The 19,500-nt window shown below is 70.8% G+C and carries 17 protein-coding genes; 11 read left to right on the top strand and 6 right to left on the bottom strand.

Annotated features, from left to right (window positions below):
• Positions 1-171: 171 nt before the first annotated feature.
• From OG246_RS40475 to OG246_RS40460, 4 genes are all read left to right on the top strand, one after another.
• Positions 172-3,186, top strand: coding sequence for a bifunctional GNAT family N-acetyltransferase/acetate--CoA ligase family protein (locus tag OG246_RS40475; protein WP_266474264.1), 3,015 nt, complete (start codon positions 172-174; stop codon positions 3,184-3,186).
• Between the two features lie 64 nt (positions 3,187-3,250).
• Positions 3,251-3,838 (top strand): DUF5998 family protein, encoded by a 588-nt coding sequence (locus tag OG246_RS40470; protein WP_266474263.1) that lies wholly within the window; start codon positions 3,251-3,253, stop codon positions 3,836-3,838.
• On the top strand, positions 3,838-5,025 hold the full coding sequence (locus tag OG246_RS40465) for an alkaline phosphatase family protein (RefSeq protein ID WP_266474262.1): 1,188 nt from the start codon (positions 3,838-3,840) through the stop codon (positions 5,023-5,025). The genes OG246_RS40470 and OG246_RS40465 overlap by 1 nt, the downstream gene beginning before the upstream one ends.
• Positions 5,026-5,067: 42 nt before the next feature.
• Positions 5,068-5,718: a thymidine kinase gene (locus OG246_RS40460; protein WP_266474261.1), complete on the top strand. Its 651-nt coding sequence runs from the start codon at positions 5,068-5,070 to the stop codon at positions 5,716-5,718.
• Here OG246_RS40460 and OG246_RS40455 read toward each other — a convergent pair.
• Positions 5,705-6,634 (bottom strand): LysR family transcriptional regulator, encoded by a 930-nt coding sequence (locus tag OG246_RS40455; RefSeq protein WP_266474260.1) that lies wholly within the window; start codon positions 6,632-6,634, stop codon positions 5,705-5,707. The two genes, OG246_RS40460 and OG246_RS40455, sit on opposite strands and share 14 nt — an antisense overlap.
• Before the next feature lie 71 nt (positions 6,635-6,705).
• On the opposite strand from OG246_RS40455, the gene OG246_RS40450 reads away from it, so the two are divergent.
• The gene (locus OG246_RS40450; protein ID WP_266474258.1) at positions 6,706-7,593 is read left to right on the top strand and encodes an SDR family NAD(P)-dependent oxidoreductase; all 888 of its coding nucleotides are present in this window, start codon (positions 6,706-6,708) and stop codon (positions 7,591-7,593) included.
• Positions 7,594-7,646: 53 nt separating this feature from the next.
• Here the strand turns inward: OG246_RS40450 and OG246_RS40445 are convergent, their stop codons facing one another.
• Complete coding sequence (locus OG246_RS40445) at positions 7,647-8,450, bottom strand: VOC family protein (RefSeq protein ID WP_266474257.1); 804 nt, start codon at positions 8,448-8,450, stop codon at positions 7,647-7,649.
• A 324-nt stretch (positions 8,451-8,774) separates the two neighbouring features.
• Between OG246_RS40445 and OG246_RS40440 the strand changes: the two genes are divergently transcribed.
• Positions 8,775-9,602, top strand: a complete 828-nt coding sequence (locus OG246_RS40440) for a sulfurtransferase (RefSeq protein WP_266474256.1) — start codon at positions 8,775-8,777, stop codon at positions 9,600-9,602.
• A 78-nt stretch (positions 9,603-9,680) separates the two neighbouring features.
• Here the strand turns inward: OG246_RS40440 and sepH are convergent, their stop codons facing one another.
• Positions 9,681-10,766, bottom strand: a complete 1,086-nt coding sequence (gene sepH / locus OG246_RS40435; protein ID WP_266474255.1) for a septation protein SepH — start codon at positions 10,764-10,766, stop codon at positions 9,681-9,683.
• A 457-nt stretch (positions 10,767-11,223) separates the two neighbouring features.
• On the opposite strand from sepH, the gene OG246_RS40430 reads away from it, so the two are divergent.
• Positions 11,224-11,991 (top strand): hypothetical protein, encoded by a 768-nt coding sequence (locus tag OG246_RS40430; RefSeq protein ID WP_266474254.1) that lies wholly within the window; start codon positions 11,224-11,226, stop codon positions 11,989-11,991.
• On the opposite strand, the gene OG246_RS40425 is transcribed toward OG246_RS40430, so the two are convergent.
• Entirely contained in the window at positions 11,915-13,234 is a 1,320-nt protein-coding gene (locus OG246_RS40425; RefSeq protein WP_266474252.1) for a D-arabinono-1,4-lactone oxidase, read from the bottom strand. The genes OG246_RS40430 and OG246_RS40425 overlap by 77 nt on opposite strands.
• Complete coding sequence (locus tag OG246_RS40420) at positions 13,194-14,432, bottom strand: MFS transporter (RefSeq protein WP_266474250.1); 1,239 nt, start codon at positions 14,430-14,432, stop codon at positions 13,194-13,196. Before OG246_RS40420 ends, OG246_RS40425 begins: the two co-directional genes overlap by 41 nt.
• A gap of 176 nt (positions 14,433-14,608) precedes the next feature.
• Between OG246_RS40420 and OG246_RS40415 the strand changes: the two genes are divergently transcribed.
• Positions 14,609-15,736: a ferrochelatase gene (locus tag OG246_RS40415; RefSeq protein WP_266474249.1), complete on the top strand. Its 1,128-nt coding sequence runs from the start codon at positions 14,609-14,611 to the stop codon at positions 15,734-15,736.
• 8 nt (positions 15,737-15,744) lie between these two features.
• Positions 15,745-16,560 carry an inositol monophosphatase family protein gene (locus tag OG246_RS40410; RefSeq protein WP_266474248.1) on the top strand — a complete coding sequence of 272 codons (816 nt, stop codon included), beginning with the start codon at positions 15,745-15,747 and terminating at the stop codon, positions 16,558-16,560.
• Between the two features lie 121 nt (positions 16,561-16,681).
• Here OG246_RS40410 and OG246_RS40405 read toward each other — a convergent pair whose 3' ends face one another.
• The gene (locus OG246_RS40405; RefSeq protein ID WP_167459062.1) at positions 16,682-16,855 is read right to left on the bottom strand and encodes a hypothetical protein; all 174 of its coding nucleotides are present in this window, start codon (positions 16,853-16,855) and stop codon (positions 16,682-16,684) included.
• Between the two features lie 391 nt (positions 16,856-17,246).
• Between OG246_RS40405 and OG246_RS40400 the strand changes: the two genes are divergently transcribed.
• Both OG246_RS40400 and OG246_RS40395 read left to right on the top strand, forming a co-directional pair.
• Positions 17,247-17,900 (top strand): response regulator transcription factor, encoded by a 654-nt coding sequence (locus tag OG246_RS40400; RefSeq protein ID WP_266474245.1) that lies wholly within the window; start codon positions 17,247-17,249, stop codon positions 17,898-17,900.
• A gap of 6 nt (positions 17,901-17,906) precedes the next feature.
• Complete coding sequence (locus OG246_RS40395; RefSeq protein ID WP_266474244.1) at positions 17,907-19,139, top strand: HAMP domain-containing sensor histidine kinase; 1,233 nt, start codon at positions 17,907-17,909, stop codon at positions 19,137-19,139.
• The last annotated feature ends 361 nt before the right edge of the window (positions 19,140-19,500 follow it).

Genomic DNA, 19,500 nt, shown 5'->3' with positions numbered 1-19,500 from the left:
CCAGTGTCCCATATCGTGAAGCGTGTCCGGAGCGGGCCCATTCGGTGACAAACCGTCTGTTGCCGTCTGGGGCCGTCCCGAACCCCGTCGTCGGATCCCGGCCTGGATCCGACTTCGGTCCCCCAAGACTGCCTCGCGCCGTTGTCGTACGCGAGCCGTACTGTGGGGGCCATGCAGAACTCGTCGGACCGGCACGAGTACCCCTCCCACTGGGAGGCGGACGTGGTGCTGCGCGACGGCGGTACGGCACGCATCAGGCCCATCACCGTCGATGACGCCGAGCGCCTGGTCAGCTTCTACCAGCAGGTCTCCGACGAGTCGAAGTACTACCGCTTCTTCGCGCCGTATCCGCGCCTGTCCGCGAAGGACGTCCACCGCTTCACGCACCACGACTTTGTGGACCGGGTGGGACTCGCGGCCACGGTGGGCGGCGAGTTCATCGCCACCGTACGCTACGACCGCATCAACGCCGACGGCCTGCCCGCCTCCGCGCCCGCCGACGAGGCCGAGGTCGCCTTCCTCGTCCAGGACGCCCACCAGGGGCGCGGCGTCGCCTCCGCCCTCCTCGAACACATCGCGGCCGTGGCCCGCGAGCGGGACATCCGCCGGTTCGCCGCCGAGGTACTGCCGGCCAACAATAAGATGATCAAGGTGTTCACGGACGCCGGGTACCAGCAGAAGCGGCACTTCGAGGACGGCGTCGTACGCCTGGAGTTCGACCTCGAACCCACCGACAAGTCGCTCGCCGTGCAGCGCGCGCGGGAGCAGCGCGCCGAGGCCCGGTCCGTGCACCGGCTGCTCGCCCCCGGCTCGGTCGCCGTCATCGGCGCCGGCCGCACGCCCGGTGGCGTGGGCCGCAGCGTCCTCACGAACCTCCGCGACGCCGGCTTCACGGGGCGGCTGTACGCCGTGAACAGAGCGGTCCAGGAGAGCGAGCTCGACGGAGTCCCCGCGTACCGCTCCATCGGTGACATCGGCGAGCCCGTCGACCTCGCGGTCGTTGCCGTGCCCGCGCGGTACGTCCCCGAGGTCGTCGCGGAGTGCGGTGAGCACGGCGTGCAGGGGCTCGTGGTCGTGTCGGCGGGGTACGCCGAGAGCGGCGCCGAAGGGCGGGAACGCCAGCGCGAACTCGTCCGCCAGGCCCGTACGTACGGCATGCGCATCATCGGCCCCAATGCCTTCGGGGTCATCAACACATCCCCCGACGTGCGGCTCAACGCCTCGCTCGCGCCGGAGATGCCGCGGCCCGGACGGATAGGCCTGTTCGCCCAGTCGGGTGCGATCGGGATCGCCCTGCTCTCCCGGCTGCACCGGCGCGGCGGCGGCGTCACCGGCACCACCGGTGTGTCGACCTTCGTCTCCTCCGGGAACCGGGCGGACGTGTCCGGCAACGACGTACTCCAGTACTGGTACGACGATCCGGACACCGACGTCGCCCTGATGTACCTCGAATCCATCGGCAACCCGCGCAAGTTCACCCGGCTCGCCCGGCGGACCGCCGCGGTGAAGCCGCTGGTCGTGGTGCAGGGTACCCGGCACTCTGCCGCCCCGCAGGGGCATGCGGTACGGGCCACGCGGTTGCCGCACACCACCGTGTCCGCGTTGCTGCGGCAGGCCGGGGTGATCCGGGTGGACACGATCACCGAGCTCGTCGATGCGGGGCTTCTGCTGGCACGCCAGCCGCTTCCTCACGGGCCCCGGGTGGGGATCCTCGGGAACTCGGAGTCGCTGGGACTGCTCACCTACGACGCGTGTCTCGCCGAAGGGCTTCGGCCGTTGCCGCCGTTGGATCTGACGACGGGGGCGTCGGCGGAGGACTTCCGGGGTGCGCTGTCCGAAGCCCTTGCCGATGACGGGTGCGATGCCGTCGTGGTGACCGCCATCCCGGCGGTAGGGGAGACCGGCGCGCGGGACGCGGCCCTGGCCGAAGCCCTCCTCGCGGCGTCCGCTTCGGCTCCGGCCAAGCCGGTGCTTGTCGTGCACGTCGAGCTCGGTGGTCTCGCCGAAGCGTTGTCGGCGGCTGCCAGCACCGCACCACCTGCCGCTGCCACGGCACCCGGAGCGGAGGGCGGTGCCCACCCGTTCCGCCCTGCGGAACGCCTGCCCACCGCGGGAGCGGAGCGGTTGCCCGCCGCCGGAGCGAGCCGCTCGCACGCTGCGGAAGCGCAGCGCCCGCAGACCGCGCACGCGCCCGCCGCGGGAGCGGACCGACCGCTCGCCACGGAAGCCACGAAGCCACCCACTGTCCGAGCGGACCGCCCGCCAGACGCAGAAGCCACGCAGCCGCCCACCGCCGAACCGCCCCCACCCGACTCCCGCCTCATCCCCGCCTACCCCGCCGCCGAACGTGCGGTCCGGGCCCTCGCCGAAGCCGTGAGGTACGGCCAGTGGCGGCGGGATGCCGCCGAGCCCGGGCGGGTGCCGGAGTACGAGGACATCGATGAGAAGGGTGCCGCCGGGCAGATCGACTCCCTCCTTGCGCAGGAAGAGGGCGGGGAGGGGCTGACCCTCGGCACGGAGGAGACCCGGGAACTGCTCGGGCGGTACGGCATCGACGTACACAATGCCCTGCCCGCCCCGACACCGGACGACGCGGCGCGGGCCGCCCGCGAGCTCGGCTACCCGGTGGCCCTGAAGACCACCGCCCCGCACCTGCGGCACCGGGCCGACCTGGGCGGCGTACGGCTCGATCTGGCGGACGAGCAGCAACTGCGGCGGGCGTACACGGAGTTGACCGAGCTGTTCGGGAAGCCGGCCGAGCTGCGGCCGGTCGTGCAGGCCATGGCGCCACGCGGGGTCGACACGGTCGTACGGGCCGTCATCGACCCGGCGGCCGGAGCGGTCCTCTCGTTCGGGCTGGCCGGGGCCGCCTCGGAGCTGCTCGGGGACACCGCGCACCGGCTGATTCCGGTCACCGACCGGGATGCGGGCTCGCTGGTCAGGTCGATCCGGACGGCGCCACTCCTCTTCGGCTGGCGCGGCTCCGACCCGGTCGACACGGCGGCCCTCGAAGAGCTGATGCTGCGCCTCTCGCGGCTGGTCGACGATCATCCGGAGGTCGTCGCGGTCGCCCTGGAGCCCGTGGTCGTCGCCACGCACGGCCTGAGCGCGCTCGGCGCCACCGTGCGGCTGCACCGAGCCCCCGTCCGCGACGACCTCGGCCCGCGGACGCTCCCCGCCTACTGATCTCCGTCAGGCGGACCTCCCGAGCGGTGCCTCGCAGTCAGTGGGCGCCCGTAAGATGGACATCATGGCCAAGACCAGTACGACGACCCAGGGGCTGCGAGCGGCGATCGAGCGCAGCGGCTACTACCCGGCCCTCGTGGCCGAGGCGGTGGAGGCCGCGATCGGCGGCGACACCATCCGGTCGTACCTGGTTCATCAGGAGACGACGTTCGACGCGAACGAGGTGCGTCGGCACGTCACGGTGCTCGTCCTCACGGGCAACCGTTTCATCGTGAGCCACACCGACGAGCAGGCCGAGGACACCACCTCCCCGACGCCGTACGCCACCACGTCGACGGAGTCCGTGAAGCTCGGCCGGATCTCGTCGGTCGTCGTCAGCCGGGTCGTCGCCAACCCCGAGTCGTACGCGCCGGGCACGCTGCCCCGCGAGGTCGTCCTCACCATCGGCTGGGGCGCGGTCTCCCGGATCGACCTGGAGCCCGCCGCCTGCGGTGACCCCAACTGCGAGGCGGACCACGGCTACACGGGCAACTCGACGGCGGACGACCTGAGCCTGCGAGTCAGCGAGGCCGGGGACGGCCCGGAGACGGTGCGCCAGGCCCTCGCCTTCGCGCAGGCCCTCTCCGAGGCGACCGCGGACATCGCGCGCTGATGGTCCTGCCCGCCTGGGACCACCCGGAACCCCTTGCCCTCGACACCGCGCCCGTCCCCGAGTACGGCGCCGGCTCGCTCGCCGATCTGCTCCCCACGCTCGCCGCGGGCATGTCCGTGCCCGGCATGACCGCCGCCATACCCGAGCTGACCGAGGCCGACCGGAACTGCGTCTTCTTGATCGACGGCCTCGGCTGGGAGCAGCTGAAGGCGCACCCCGACGAGGCCCCCTTCATGACGTCGCTCCTGGCGTCCTCGCGAGGAGGCACCGGCCGCCCGATCACCGCGGGCTACCCGGCCACCACCGCGACTTCGCTCGCCTCGGTCGGCACCGGTCTGCCGCCCGGCGCGCACGGCCTGCCCGGCTACACCGCGCGCAACCCGAGGACCGGCGAGCTGATGAACCAGCTGCGCTGGAATCCGTGGACGGACCCGCGCAAGTGGCAGCCGTACCCCACTGTCTTCCAGCTGGCCGACGCGGCGGGCGTGCACACCGCCCAGGTCTCCTCGCCCGCCTTCCAGAACACCCCCCTGACGAAGATCGCGCTCAGTGGCGGAACGTTCCACGGCCGGCTGACCGGCGAGGAGCGCATGGACGTCGCGGCCGCACAACTCGCCGCGGGCGACCGCTCCTTGGTCTACACGTACTACGCCGAGGTGGACGGCAAGGGCCACCGCTTCGGCGTCGACTCCGACCCCTGGCGCGGCCAGCTGATGTACGTCGACCGCCTGGTCCAGCGCCTCGCGGAGCAACTGCCGCCGCGCACGGCCCTGTACGTCACCGCCGACCACGGCATGATCGACATCCCCTTCGACGAGCAGCACCGCATCGACTTCGACGAGGACTGGGAGCTGCGCGCCGGAGTCGCCCTCCTCGGCGGCGAGGGCCGCGCCCGGCACGTCTATGCCGTACCCGGCGCCGAGTCGGACGTCCTGACCTGCTGGCGCGAGGTGCTCGGCGAGCAGTTCTGGGTGGCCTCGCGGGACGAGGCGATCGCGGCGGGCTGGTTCGGCCCGCAGATCGACGAGCGCGTGTACGCCCGTATCGGCGACGTGGTCGCGGCGGCTCGCGACGACGTCCTGATCACCGCGTCCGAGCGGGAGCCGAAGGAGTCGGCGATGGTCGGCAACCACGGCTCGATGACACCGGTGGAGCAGCACGTTCCGCTCCTGCAAGTACGTTCCTGACACCTCCCCCTCTCCCCGTTGCCGAAAGGTGCCCAACTTCCCATGCCTGAGCTGGTGTTCTTCTCCGGAACCATGGATTGTGGGAAGAGCACTCTGGCACTGCAGATCGGGCACAACCGCTCGGCCCGCGGGCTTCAGGGTGTGATTTTCACGCGGGACGACCGGGCGGGCGAGGGAAAGCTGTCCTCGCGCCTCGGCCTGGTCACGGAGGCGGTCGAGGCCACCGAGAGCATGGACCTGTACGGGTATCTGGTCGATCAGCTGTCCAAGGGCGGCAGGGTCGACTACGTGATCGTCGACGAGGCGCAGTTCCTCGCGCCGGACCAGATCGACCAGCTGGCGCGGGTCGTCGACGACCTGGGGCTCGATGTCTTCGCCTTCGGTATCACCACCGACTTCCGCACCAAGCTCTTCCCCGGCTCGCAGCGGCTGATCGAGCTGGCCGACCGGATAGAGGCCCTCCAGGTGGAGGCCCTGTGCTGGTGCGGCGCCCGGGCCACGCACAATGCCCGTACGGTCGGCGGGGAGATGGTGGTGGAGGGCGCCCAGGTGGTCGTCGGCGACGTCAACCGCCCGGTGGGGGAGATCGGTTACGAGGTCCTGTGCCGCCGTCACCACCGTCGCCGTATGACCAGCGCCTCGGCCCACGCGAGCGTGCTGTCTCCCGACGTCCTGCCGGTCACATCGGCCTGACGACAGCGGCGTCGAGGGCCGCCGCGCGGAGGGCGGCTGCCACCCGGGTGACCGGATCGGTCGGCGGGTGGGGGAGCCGGGCCAGGAGCAGGCGCCGCTGTTCCTGGGGCCCGCCGCGGACGGGGAGGACGCGGACACCCGGTGGCGCGGCGGCAGCGAGGACGGCGGGCACGGTGGTCAGTCCGCAGCCGGCGGCGACGAGTTGGAGCTTGGCGAGCCAGTCGCGGGCGGTGTGGGCGATCTCGGGCCGCTCGTCCAGGCCGGGCCACACGCCCATCAGCCGGTCCTCTCCCGAGGAGGAGCCCGCGATCCAGCGCTGCCCGCGCAGGTCGGCCACGTCGACGAAGTCGCCGCGGGCAAGGGGATGGGTGGCGGGCACCGCCAGACACAGCGCACGTTCGGTGAGCGTGTGCAGGACGAGCGGGGGCGACTCGGCGTCCGGCGGCCGGAACGGCGGCGCCGAAGCGAGCAGGGCCAGGTCGAGGCTGCCGGCGCGCAGGGCGCGCACCAGCGCCGGGGTGCTGCCCTCCCGGCCGACCACGTGAAGGTCCGGGTCTGAGTGGTGCAGCGCGGCCAGGGCCCGGGGCAGCAGGACGGCGCCGGCGCTCGGGAACCAACCCAGGCGGACCGTCCCGGCCTGGCCGGGCAGGCCGGACAGCTCCCTGGCGGTCGCGTCGATCTCGTCCAGTACGACCGTCGCGCGGCGCATGACGACGCGGCCGGCCGCGGTGAGCCGTACTCCGTCGCGCCGCCGCTCCACCAGCTCCGCGCCCGCGGCCCGCTCGATCGCGGCGATCTGCCGGGACACCGCCGACTGCGTGTAGCCCAGCGACGCGGCGGCCGCGGTGAAGGTTCCCTGTTCGGCCACGGCGCGGAAGACGCGCAGCGCGGTCAGTGACACATCCGTGAAGTCCATGACGTTCACGCATGCTAGCCGTGCCGAACTCTCGTTGGACTCATGGATACGGCGTTCCTAGCGTGGGACGCATGAACGCTTCACGCATCGCCCTCGTCACGGGCGCCAACCAAGGACTCGGCCGGGCCCTCGTCGAAGGACTGGCGGCCCGTATGAGCCCGGACGACCTGGTCCTGCTGACCGGCCGCAGCCACCAGCGCGTGACGGACGCCGCCCGCGAGGTCACCCAGCTGCCCGGTACCCGCGCCCGCGTCGAGGGCCGCGTCCTGGACGTCACCGACACCGAAGCCATCGCCCGCCTCGCCGAGGACCTCCGGGCCCGCCACGGAGGGGTCGACGTCGTCATCTCCAACGCGATCGCGCGCGTGCTGCCCGAGGAGTCGCAGGCCGAGCGGGCCGACGAGTTCATCGACGTCTCCAACACCGCCACTCACGCGATCCTGCGCTCCTTCGGTCCCGCCCTGCGCCCGGGCGGACGGCTGCTCGTCGTGGCCAGCAGCCTGGGCACGCTCGGCCATCTCGACCCGCGGCTGCACCACTTGTTCGACGGCGCGAGCCTCGACCAGGTCGAATACGCCGTCGAGTCGTGGCGCCGCGCCATCCACAACAGGACCGCCGCGGAGGCGGGCTGGCCGATGTGGCTGAACGTGCCCTCGAAGGTGGCTCAGGTCGCCGCCGTCCGCGCGCTCGCCGCCGAACGCCGCGAACACGACCTCGCCACCGGCACGTTGATCGCGGCGGTGTGCCCCGGCATGGTCGACACTGCCACCTCACGCCCCTGGTTCAGCGACTACAGCCACGCCCAGTCGCCGGCCCGGGCCGCCCGAGCCGTGCTCGACCTGATCTTCGCCGACCACGCCGATCCCGCCCTCTACGGCGAACTGGTCCGCTTCGGCAAGCCTCTGCCCTGGTACGACGGCACACCCCCGGTGGAGCAGGACCGGATGCTCACGCCCTGAACGCATCAGGAGAGTGAAGTCCGGCGTCCGTTCAATGGACGGTGTTGATCACGTCAATGGACGGTGTGGATCAGGGAGAACATCGCGCCCTCCGGGTCCGCCACCGTCGCCACCCGCCCGTAGTGCGAGTCGTGGGCCGGTTTGAGGAGATGCCCGCCGAGGTCCGTGACACGGGCGACCATGTCGTCCACGTCCGCGGCCTCGAAGTACGTCATCCAGTGCGGGCCCCGGTCGCGGGGCAGGCCGTGGCCGACGCCGTGGATGCCGGCCACCGGACTGCTGTTGATGTGCAGGGTCACGTAGTCGAAGTCGGCCGAGACGACCGGCTCCAGCTCGTAGCCGAAGACCCCCTGGTAGAACTTGACGACGCTCTCGGTGTCGCGGGTCACGAGCTCGTTCCACGCGGGGGTACCGGGCACGCCGGTGATCCCCGTGCCCAGGTGGGCGGCCGCCTGCCAGATCCCGAAGACGGCGCCCGTCGGGTCCGAGGCGATCGCCATGCGGCCGGCCTCGCCCGCGTCCAGCGGGCCGACCCCCACGGTGCCGCCGCTGAGCCGCACCGTCTCGGCGGTCAGGTCGACGTCGTCCGAGGCGAGATACGGCGTCCAGGCGATGGGCAGATGCCGGTCGGGCGGCAGCTGCCCGATCCCCGCCACCTCTTGATCGTCGAGCAGGGCCCGCACGTAGGGGCCGAGCTGGTGCGGGCCCGGCTGGAACTGCCAGCCGAACAGCGCTCCGTAGAAGTCCTGGGTCGTGGCCATCCCGTGCACCATCAGGCTCACCCAGCAGGGTGTGCCGGGCGCGTGCCGAGCGTGCGTTGTGCCGTTCAGGCCGGCCGACCCCCGTGCCTCGGTCATCGTCACTCTCTTCTCGGCCCCTCGCGGTGGCCGGGTCACCTTCCGCCTACCGCACGCGTACCGCGATCGCGTGCTCATAAGCCCCGTGCCGATGTTCGCACCACCGGTCGCACCGTGCGTCCCGGCCGCGCCGTCGTTCAGCGGCCTACGGCCGGAGGATGCCCGATGAGCCGTTTCCCGTCCGTTTCCGCACGATTGCCGCGTGGTGTCCATCGGCTGTACAGCATGTGCCCGATCCCATACGCCTGGTGATCGGACCCGCCCGGCGGAGCACAGTAGCCCGACATGGACGACGCGGCCACCCCGTGCGCAAGGATGGTGGCCATGAACGCCATCATCTCCGCACCCGAGCTGGCGAGCGACCTGGCCGGACCGAACCCCCCGGTCGTCCTCGACGTCCGCTGGCAGCTGGGTGGTCCGAGTCTGCGCTCCGAGTACGAGAAGGCGCACATTCCTGGCGCCGTTTTTGTCGATTTGGATTCTGAACTTGCAGGTCCGGCGGGGGCCGGGGGCCGTCATCCGCTGCCCGATCCCGAAGTCTTCGGCGCGGCGATGCGTGCCGCCGGTGTCTCGGCGGACCGCGATGTCGTTGTGTACGACGGCGGGCTCGGCTGGGGCGCCGCGCGCGCGTGGTGGCTGCTGGGCTATACGGGTCACCCGTCCGTGCGTGTGCTTGACGGCGGGTTCACCGCCTGGAGCGGTCCGGTGTCGTCGGAGCTGCCCGCCCCCGCTGCCGGATCCTTCGTACCGGTGCCCGGCGCCCGGCCGCTGCTCGACGCTGACGGGGCGGCGGCGCTGGCCCGTACCGGACTGCTGCTCGACGCCCGGGCGGGCGAGCGGTACCGCGGCGAGGTCGAACCGATCGACCCCGTGGGCGGGCACATCCCCGGCGCGGTCTCCGCGCCGACCACGCAGAACGTCACGGACGACGGACGGTTCCTGCCCGCCGCGGAACTCGCCGACCGCTTCAAGTCCCTTGGCGCGACCGGCACCTCCGAGGTCGGCGTCTACTGCGGTTCGGGCGTCTCCGGCGCGCACGAGGTGCTGGCGCTCGCCGTCGCGGGTATCCCGGCCGCGCTGTACGCGGGTTCCTGGTCGGAGTGGTCCAACGACGGGAGCCGCCCGGTCGCGGTCGGTCCGGACCCTCAGTAGCGGCGGCCGTTCCCGACCCTCGGCAGCAGCGATGGGGCCCGCACCGAACCGGCGCGGGCCCCATCGTCGTACGACTGATCAGTCCTGCTTCTTCCGCCGTGTACCGAACACGATCTCGTCCCAGCTCGGGACCGCCGCGCGGCGGCCCGGGCGGACGCCGTCGGCCTCGGCCTGGCGGTCGGTCGCGCCGACGAGACGGTCGCGGTGGGCGCCGACCGAGCGAGGCATGAGCACGTCCGCGTAGGCGGATCCGGCACCGGCCGAGGCCGCGGGAGCCGGGGGCTCCTCGGTCTCGGGCTCGGGGGCGGGTTCCTCCGTGTCGGGCCGCTCCGTGGTGGAGGGACGCTCGGGCACCACCATGTCGCCGCGGAAGCTCGGCACCGCCTCCAGGAGGCTGGTGAGCGAGTCGCGCTCGGACTCCTCGACCGGCTCCGCGGACGGCGCGGGCAGGCTCGGCCGCTCCATCTGCCGGTCCAGGGCGCGGTCCAGCGGGCGGTCCCGGGGCAGCCGGGCGATCCGCGGCACGAACGGGAAGCTCGGTTCGGCGGCCGCCGAGAGGTCGTCGGACTCGCCGATCAGCGAGCGCGCCTCGTCGTCGACGGCCTGGACGAGCCGCCGCGGCGGGTCGTACGTCCAGCTCGCCGAGTGCGGCTCACCCGCGACCCGGTAGACCAGCAGTACTTCCCAGGTGCCGTCGTCACGACGCCAGGAGTCCCATTGGGCGGTCTCCTTCTCGGCGCCGCGCAGCGTCAGCCGCTCCTGCACGGCCTCACCGAGCTGGGGTCCCGCGTTCTCGCCTGGACGGCGGACAGGGGTCTTCCTTGCGCGCTCGGCCATGAAGGCACGCTCGGCGAGGACAGGCCCCTCGAAGCGCCGCACCCGGTCGACGGGGATCCCGGCGAGCGAGGCGACCTCCTCGGCGGAGGCGCCGGCACGTATACGCGCCTGAATGTCTCGGGGGCGGAGATGACTCTCCACCTCGATTTCGATCTGGCCGAGGCGGGGACGGTCGCCGCGTACAGCGGCGCGCAGACGCTCATCAATCGGAAGCGTGTACTCCGTGCTGTCCGCAGCCTTCAGCACCAGCCGTGTGCCGTCGTTAGAGACGGCCACGACACGCAGTTCCGGCATGGGGACCTCCCGGGTGGTGCCTGCCGACGTCACGTGCGTCGCTGCTTCCGCTAGTCGAGTGTGGCCTGCCCGGGTGCAGCCTGCCACAACCTTGCCGAGTTGCCCGGCGTGTCGGGCACAGGCCCGGGATCGCCGTTATGGCACGGTTACCTATTCGCAACGCTAAGTGACGAACTCCATCACCCTGTGCAACGAGCCCCCTCCCGGCGGTCCTGCAAGGCCCCGGACACCCTGGCGGGAGTCCGGTCCCAGGGCTCGCAAGAGTACTCCATTCGGGCCACTTGCGTGGATCGGCACGCCGCCCAACTTCGAGCAGGGGGTGGTAGTTGGCCGGCGGATGCGGTGTTTTCGTGACCATGAAAAGTGGCGCACTTCACGTAATCGTCGCAAACGGAACTAATTGTTTCGCCCGTACGTCCCTTTCTCGTGCAGTCGGTCGATCAAGTGAGGCAAGTCGATCAAGTTCGGGAAAGGCAGGCAAGGTCCGGGAATGCGTGAAAAGCCGGATGTAGGTGCGGAGTCGGGGATCGGTGAGGGGGCCGGGAAGAAACGATTGGATCTGAGCGTCCCGCAAGTGGCGGGCAGTGCGGTGGCCGCGGTGGTGGCCGCGAAACTCGCCTCCTACTTCGGGGTCTACGGGACGATGCTGGGCGCAGGCCTGGTCAGCGTGGTCGCCACCTGCGGCGGCACGGTCTTCCAGCACTTCTTCAAGCGCACCGGCGAGCAGATACGCGACGTGACGGTGCAGGCCAAGCCGAAGGCCCAGCAGGCTCCGGCCGCGGGGGAGTTCACCGAGGGGACCGTCTACCGCGCGCGGGTCAGGAGCTGGAGGCGGCCGGTGGTCGCGGCGGCGCTGGTCTTCGGCGTCACCATGGCGGGCATCACGACATACGAACTCGTGTCGGGCCGGAGCTTCAGCGGCGACGGCCGGAGCACGACAGTCGGCGACGCCTTCGGCGGGAGCGGCTCCAACTCCACGTCGGAGCCCGGCACATCCAGTACATCCAGCACTTCCGGTACGACGCCCTCGGCAGGGTCCTCCTCCGTGGGGCCGTCGGGCGGCAGCGGCGCCGGTGCCACCCAGGACGACGGCGGAGCTACGACGCCCACGCCGACGCCGAGTTCCAGCGCCACCCCGCAGACCGGGGACGGCAACCCGACCCCCACACCCAGCGCGACGGCTACGAGCCCAGGACCCGACGCAAGTAGTCGTTCCCAAAGCGCCGATCCGGGTCGAGCCGATCCCTCAGCTCAGTGAACTCGCCGAAGCGCGGATAGACCCCGGAGAAGTACTCCGCGTCACGCGTGTGCACCTTGCCCCAGTGCGGCCGCCCCTCGTGCGCGGTGAGGATCCGCTCGGCGGCGGTGAAGTACGCCTGATAGGGGGTGCCCTTGAACATATGGACGGCGATGTACGCGCTCTCCCGCCCGGACGCCGTCGAGAGCGTGATGTCGTCCGCGGGGGCCGTGCGCACCTCGACGGGGAAACTGACCCGCAGGGACGAGCGGTCGACCATCGTCTTCAGCTCACGCAGCGTCTCGACGAGGGCCTCGCGCGGAACGGCGTACTCCATCTCCACGAAGCGCACCCGGCGCGGAGAAGTGAAGACCTTGCAGGGAATGTCGGTGTAGGTCCGCGCGGACAGCGCGCGGCTGGAGATCTTCGCGATCGTCGGGACGGTGGCGGGCACGGCGCGGCCGAGCAGATTGGCCGCGTGGAAGACGCCGTTGGAGAGGAGCTCGTCCTCGATCCAGCCGTTGAGCTGTGGCACCGGCTTCTCGGGGCCCGCGCTGCGGTTGTTGCGCTTGGTGTTGCAGTTGCCGGTGTGCGGGAACCAGTAGAACTCGAAGTGCTCGTTCTCTGTGAACAGTTCATCGAAGTCGGCGGTGACCTTGTCGAAGGTCATCGCTTCCTCGCGGGCCGTGAGCAGAAATATGGGCTCTACGGAGAGGGTGATCGCGGTGATGATCCCCAGGGCGCCGATTCCGACCCGGGCGGCTGCGAAGACCTCGGGGTTCTCCTTCTCGGAGCAGACCAGGACCGAGCCGTCGGCGGTGACCAGCTCAAGGCCCTTGATCTGGGCGGCGATCGAGGCGGAATCGCGCCCGGTGCCGTGCGTCCCGGTGCTGACCGCCCCGGAAACCGTCTGCTCCATGATGTCGCCCATGTTCGTGAGCGACAGCCCCTCGCGGGCGAGAGCCAGGTTGAGACGCTTGAGCGGGGTGCCCGCCTCGACGGTGACGGTGCCCGTCTCGCGATCGATCCTGCGTATCCCCGTCAACAGTTGAGGGCGGATCAATACGCCGTCGGTCGCGGCGACTGCCGTGAAGGAGTGCCCGGTGCCGACGGCCTTCACCTTCAGACCGTCCTCGGCGGCCCTGCGCACGGCCGCGGAGAGTTCCTCCACGGAAGCGGGGGTGACCTCTCGTGCCGGCCGGGCGGTGACCGTGCCCGCCCAGTTACGCCACGTTCCGCTCTTCCCGTTCGCTGTGCTGCTCATGGGTCCCTCCCCGATGCGGAACCGGCCTGCTCAGCCGGCGATACCCGAGGAAACCGACCGCGACCGCGACGGCTCCGGACACCGCCGGAACCCCGTACCCGGCCTTCGCACCGGCGGCGTCGATCACCCAGCCGGCCACGGAGGAACCGAGCGCGACCCCGACCGCGAGCCCGGTGCTGATCCAGGTCATGCCCTCGGTCAGTTTCGCGCGTGGTACGTGCTGCTCGATGAGGGACATCGTGGTGATCATCGTGGGAGCGATGGACAGGCCCGCAACGAACAGCGCCACAGCCAGAAACGGCAAGTTTCCGACCAGTAGGAGGGGGATCATACTCACGGCCATCGCGCATATGCCCAGCAGCCACCGAGGTTCGGGCGACCCCTTGAAGTGCAGCAGCCCGAACACGGCTCCCGCCACACAGGAGCCCGCCGCGTACAGCGCAAGCACGATGCTCGCCGCACCCTTGTGGCCCTGCTCCTCGGCGAAGGCCACCGTGACCACGTCGACGGCACCGAAGATCGCTCCGGTCGCCACGAACGTGGCCACCAGGACCTGGAGTCCGGCCGAGGCCATCGCCGAACCGCCCTTGTGGTGCTCGCGCGGATGAGGCACGGGTTCGGTGGCGCGCTGGGCCGTCAGCCAGAAGACGCCGACGGCGAGGAAGCAGGCGGCGAGCAGCGGCCCCGCCTCCGGGAACCACACCGTGGACAGCCCGATGGAGATGATCGGTCCGAAGATGAAGCAGATCTCGTCCATCACGGACTCGAAGGAGTACGCGGTGTGCAGCTGCGGGGTGTCCCGGTAGAGGGCCGCCCAGCGCGCCCTGATCATCGCGCCGATGCTCGGTACGCAGCCGATGCCGGCCGAGCAGACGAACAGCACCCAGTCCGGCCACCCGAACTTCGCCGCGAGCAGCAGCCCGGCGGCCGCGGCCAGGGCGAACAGCGTCACAGGGCGCAGTATTCGCCGCTGCCCGTGCCGGTCCACCAGCCGGGAGACCTGCGGGCCCATCACCGCGGCGGCCAGAGCCATCGTCGCCGACAGGGCGCCCGCGAGGCCGTACCGCCCGGTGAGCTGGGAGATCATCGTGACCACGCCGATGCCCATCATCGACAGGGGCATCCGGCCGAGGAAGCCCGCGGCGGAGAATCCCTTGGTGCCGGGGGCGGCGAACAGGGCGCGGTACGGGCTGGGCACGGGGAACTCCGGTCGGCTCGGCTCGGCCCCCCGGTCACTACGGGCGGCCTGAACACCGGTAAGGCGTGAATCTGGCCGATACAGCTTACGGGTGAGGTGACCCTAACGCACTCCCGCGGACCGCTTGTCATGTGGCCGTTGTCCGTCTGTCAGCGACGGATGGCAGGATCGAAGACATGCCAGACGCGCTCGATGCCACCCCCTACGACGCCCTTCTCCTGCTCTCGTTCGGCGGCCCGGAAGGCCCGGACGACGTGGTCCCGTTCCTGGAGAACGTGACGCGGGGGCGCGGCATCCCCAAGGAACGGCTCAAGGAGGTGGGGCAGCACTACTTCCTGTTCGGCGGGGTCAGCCCCATCAACGACCAGAACCGCGCCCTGCTCGACGCCCTCCGCAAGGACTTCGCCGACCACGGCCTGGACCTGCCCGTCTACTGGGGCAACCGCAACTGGGCGCCGTACCTGACCGACACCCTGCGCGAGATGGCCGCCGACGGCAGGCGCCGCATCCTGGTCCTCGCCACCAGCGCGTACGCCTCGTACTCGGGCTGCCGCCAGTACCGCGAGAACCTCGCCGAGGCGCTGGCCACCCTGGAGGCCGAGGGTCTGGACCTGCCGAAGGTCGACAAGCTGCGGCACTACTTCAACCACCCCGGCTTCGTCCGGCCCATGGCCGAGGGCGTCCTGAAGTCCCTGGCCGAACTGGACCAGGACGTACGGGAGGGCGCGCACCTCGCCTTCACGACGCACTCCATCCCGGACGCGGCCGCCGATGCCTCCGGGCCCGTGGAGGACCACGGTGACGGGGGCGCGTACGTCAGGCAGCATCTGGACGTGGCGCGGCTGATCGTCGACATCGTGCGCGAGGAGACGGGGATCGAGCACCCCTGGCAGCTCGTCTACCAGTCGCGCTCGGGAGCGCCCCACATCCCGTGGCTGGAGCCCGACATCTGCGACCACCTGGAAGAGCTGCACGGCGCCGGTGTCCCGGCCGTCGTGATGGCCCCCATCGGGTTCGTCTCGGACCACATGGAGGTCCTGTACGACCTCGACACCGAGGCCACGGCCAAGGCGGCGGAGCTGGGGCTGCCGGTGCGCCGTTCGGCCACCGTGGGCGCCGATCCGCGGTTCGCCGCGGCGATCCGTGAACTCGTTCTGGAGCGCGCCGCGTCCGAGAGCGGGCGCCAGGTGACACCCTGCGCCCTGGGTGCGCTCGGCGCGAGTCACGACCTGTGCCCCGTGGGCTGCTGCCCCGCCCGCGCCCCCAAGCCCGCCGCCGCGGGCGCCGACAGTCCGTACGCCTGAGGAGCCCCGTGATCGAGCCCCTGCACACCGAACTGCTCCAGCTCGCCCACCAGGCCGCCCGCAGCGCCGGTGAGCTGCTCCGGGACGGACGTCCGGCGGACCTCACGGTCGCCGCGACCAAGTCCAGCCCGATCGACGTCGTCACCGAGATGGACATCGCCGCCGAGAAGCTGATCACCGACCTGATCACCCAGCACCGCCCCGCCGACGGCTTCCTCGGCGAGGAGGGCGCCGCCACGGAGGGCACCAGCGGCATCCGCTGGGTCGTCGACCCGCTCGACGGCACGGTCAACTACCTGTACGGGCTGCCTACGTGGGCGGTGTCCATCGCCGCCGAACAGAACGGCGAGACCGTCGTCGGAGTCGTCGCGGCGCCGATGCGCGGCGAGACCTACCACGCGGTACGCGGCCGTGGCGCCCGGGCCACCGGAGCCTGGGTCGGCGAACGCCGGCTGACCTGCCGCCCGTCGCCATCCCTGGACCAGGCCCTGGTCTCCACCGGCTTCAACTACGTGACCGAGGTCAAGACCCACCAGGCCGACGTCGCCCAGCGGCTGATCCCGCTGCTCCGTGACATCAGGCGCTCCGGCTCGGCGGCGGTCGACCTGTGCGACGTCGCGGCGGGCCGCCTCGACGGCTACTACGAGCGCGGGCTCCACCCCTGGGACCTCGCGGCGGGCGACCTGATCGCCCGTGAGGCGGGCGCCCTGACCGGTGGACGCCCTGGAGAGCGCCCCGGAGGCGATCTGGCGGTCGCGGCCTCCCCGGGCGTCTTCGAGCCCCTCCAGCGGCTCCTGGAGGAGTTCGGCGCCTGGCACGACTGACGGCGCGTACAACAGCGCGGCCGGCCACGCTTACAAACAGGCGGCGAACAGAGCGGGGCCCCGGCACTGGATCGATGCCGGGGCCCGCTCTCGTACGGATGAAGTTTTAGAGAAGAACTGATCAGACGCGCGTCGCGCCGACCTCGACACCGTGCTCGGCGGCGAGGCGGTGCAGGTCGTCGAGCTCGGCCTGCTCGACCTCCGCGAGGAAGTCGTCGCCTGTTTCGCGAGCCCGCGTCAGGTCGGACTCGGTAGCCCTTATGCGCTGCAGAAGTCCTGCGGTGAAAGCGTCCATGCTGCGCCCCCTCGTCCTGGGTCGTGGGTCGATGGCACGGGGGTGTGCCGTTCGGAAGGGGCGATCACGTCTCCAAGGGGTGCCCAGCGCTGCCCGGCTGGGCGGCGACGGTGCCGGACACCCACGCCCACTCTGCGGAAAGCGGATTGACGTACCACAAGGTGGCTTGCCACAAGCAGAGCGTGATCGCGGGGTGTAAAGCCGTCCTCCCCCCGCTCTCTTCCGTGGAAACCTCAACCGCACGAGAAAATCTGGCATTCCCACACGCTCTCACCCGTCTTACAGCCGACTTATGGCCGAAAAGGGCAGGATGGAGGCCTTACCCACGACAGACCCTGCCCGCATGCGCTGAAACGGCGCTACGCGGGTGGACAGAGGAAGGACAAGCGACGTGCGTGTACTCGTCGTCGAGGACGAGCAGCTGCTCGCCGATGCGGTGGCCACCGGACTGCGCCGGGAGGCCATGGCCGTCGACGTCGTGTACGACGGCGCGGCCGCCCTGGAGCGCATCGGGGTCAACGACTACGACGTGGTCGTCCTCGACCGTGACCTCCCGCTCGTGCACGGCGACGACGTCTGCCGCAAGGTCGTCGAGCTCGGCATGCCCACGCGCGTGCTGATGCTCACCGCGTCCGGCGACGTCAGCGACCGCGTCGAGGGCCTGGAGATCGGCGCCGACGACTACCTCCCCAAGCCCTTCGCGTTCAGCGAGCTGACGGCCCGCGTGCGTGCCCTCGGCCGCCGTACGAGCCTGCCCCTGCCGCCCGTCCTCGAGCGCGCCGGGATCAAGCTCGACCCCAACCGCCGCGAGGTCTTCCGCGACGGCAAGGAAGTCCAGCTCGCGCCCAAGGAGTTCGCGGTCCTGGAGGTGCTGCTGCGCAGCGAGGGCGCCGTCGTCTCCGCGGAACAGCTCCTGGAGAAGGCCTGGGACGAGAACACGGACCCCTTCACCAACGTCGTACGGGTCACGGTCATGACCCTGCGCCGCAAGCTCGGCGAGCCCCCCGTGATCGTCACCGTGCCCGGCTCCGGCTACCGGATCTGATCCACTGTGGCCACGACCCCCGCGCCTCCCACGGCGCCTCCGAAGCCCACGTGGGACCCCAGAAGAGTCGAGCCTCCCTTCCCCTGGCTGAGGCCGACCATCCGGATACGGCTGACGCTGCTGTACGGCGGCATGTTCCTGATCGCCGGCATCATGCTGCTGTCGATCATCTATCTGCTCGCCGCGCAGGCCCTGAACGTGGGCAGTGATCTGCCCTTCAGGATCGTCTCCGGCGGAGTGAGCAGCCAGACCTGCAACTTCCCGGCCCAGCCTTCGGCGACCGAGCTCAACAGCGCGATGAACGCCTGCGTCAACGAGCAGCGCCAGCATGCCCTGGACGACCTGCTCAGCCGTTCGCTGCTCGCCCTGCTCGGCCTGGCCATCATCGCCTTCGCCTTCGGTTACGCGATGGCGGGCCGGGTGCTCTCGCCGCTCGGCCGGATCACCCGCACCGCGCGCGCGGTGGCCGGCTCGGACCTCTCCCGGCGGATCGAACTGGACGGCCCGGACGACGAGTTGAAGGAGCTGGCGGACACCTTCGACGACATGCTGGAGCGGCTGCAGCGGGCCTTCACCGCTCAGCAGCGCTTCGTCGGGAACGCCTCGCACGAACTGCGCACCCCGCTCGCGATCAACCGCACGCTCCTCGAAGTGCACCTCTCCGACCCCGGGGCGCCGATGGAGCTGCAGCAGCTTGGCAAGACCCTGCTGGCCACCAACGAGCGCAGCGAGCAGCTCGTCGAGGGCCTGCTGCTGCTCGCCCGCAGCGACAACCAGATCGTCGAGCGCAAGCCTGTGGACCTTGCGGAGGTCGCCTCGCAGGCCGTCGACCAGGTGCACGCCGAGGCGGACGCCAAGGGCGTGGAGATGCGCGGGGAGCGTGCCCCGGCGGTCGTCCAGGGCAACGGCGTCCTCCTTGAGCGGATCGCCCTGAACCTCGTCCAGAACGCCGTCCGGTACAACGTGCCGGAGGACGGCTGGGTCGAGGTCACCACGGAGGTCCAGCACGGGCAGGCGGTCCTGGTGGTGTCGAACACGGGGCCGGTGGTTCCCGCGTACGAGATCGACAATCTTTTCGAGCCCTTCCGGCGGCTGCGTACGGAGCGCACGGGCAGCGACAAGGGCGTGGGCCTCGGCCTGTCGATCGCCCGGTCGGTGGCCCGCGCGCACGGGGGTCTCATCGTCGCTCAGCCGCGCGAAGGAGGTGGGCTCGTGATGCGAGTCACCCTTCCCATCTGAGACCATGTCGCCGACACGCGAGGATGTTCGCTTTGCGCGGAATTTCCTGGGCATAGGTCCAGGAGTCTCGTGTGTGATCGATCACAAGGGCGATTTTCCGGCCATCTACTCTCCGTGATCAAGAAGGCCGTCGGAAAGCCGGGAAAATCCGGGTTTTCGGGGGTCCAGATCACGGGAAGTACACGGTGGAACGCCTTTGAAGTGCGGCCTTAGGACCGTGTACGGTCCGCATCGCCATCCAAGCCGATCACTCTTGAGGAGTCCGGTTGGGTGTCGATTGAGTAACAGACCTTGATGTGAGGCAAAATCTCCGCCTCGGGTCGGGCACAAGTCCGGCCTCTCACGCGTTACGTGCGCTGGA

This window comes from Streptomyces sp. NBC_00620, from assembly GCF_026341825.1.
Classification (GTDB): domain Bacteria; phylum Actinomycetota; class Actinomycetes; order Streptomycetales; family Streptomycetaceae; genus Streptomyces.
Note: the sequence above shows the minus strand (reverse complement) of the source record. Positions and strands in the feature narration are given on the sequence as shown.

What these genes read in the sequence shown, in the direction of transcription:
- OG246_RS40405 (WP_167459062.1), bottom strand. Translation starts at nt 16,855, where the DNA reads ATGGACGCTTTCACCGCAGGACTTCTGCAGCGCATAAGGGCTACCGAG.
- OG246_RS40440 (WP_266474256.1), top strand. Translation starts at nt 8,775, where the DNA reads ATGAACGCCATCATCTCCGCACCCGAGCTGGCGAGCGACCTGGCCGGA.
- OG246_RS40470 (WP_266474263.1), top strand. Translation starts at nt 3,251, where the DNA reads ATGGCCAAGACCAGTACGACGACCCAGGGGCTGCGAGCGGCGATCGAG.
- OG246_RS40475 (WP_266474264.1), top strand. Translation starts at nt 172, where the DNA reads ATGCAGAACTCGTCGGACCGGCACGAGTACCCCTCCCACTGGGAGGCG.
- OG246_RS40460 (WP_266474261.1), top strand. Translation starts at nt 5,068, where the DNA reads ATGCCTGAGCTGGTGTTCTTCTCCGGAACCATGGATTGTGGGAAGAGC.
- OG246_RS40415 (WP_266474249.1), top strand. Translation starts at nt 14,609, where the DNA reads ATGCCAGACGCGCTCGATGCCACCCCCTACGACGCCCTTCTCCTGCTC.
- OG246_RS40445 (WP_266474257.1), bottom strand. Translation starts at nt 8,450, where the DNA reads ATGACCGAGGCACGGGGGTCGGCCGGCCTGAACGGCACAACGCACGCT.
- OG246_RS40425 (WP_266474252.1), bottom strand. Translation starts at nt 13,234, where the DNA reads ATGAGCAGCACAGCGAACGGGAAGAGCGGAACGTGGCGTAACTGGGCG.
- OG246_RS40430 (WP_266474254.1), top strand. Translation starts at nt 11,224, where the DNA reads ATGCGTGAAAAGCCGGATGTAGGTGCGGAGTCGGGGATCGGTGAGGGG.
- OG246_RS40450 (WP_266474258.1), top strand. Translation starts at nt 6,706, where the DNA reads ATGAACGCTTCACGCATCGCCCTCGTCACGGGCGCCAACCAAGGACTC.
- OG246_RS40455 (WP_266474260.1), bottom strand. Translation starts at nt 6,634, where the DNA reads ATGGACTTCACGGATGTGTCACTGACCGCGCTGCGCGTCTTCCGCGCC.
- OG246_RS40465 (WP_266474262.1), top strand. Translation starts at nt 3,838, where the DNA reads ATGGTCCTGCCCGCCTGGGACCACCCGGAACCCCTTGCCCTCGACACC.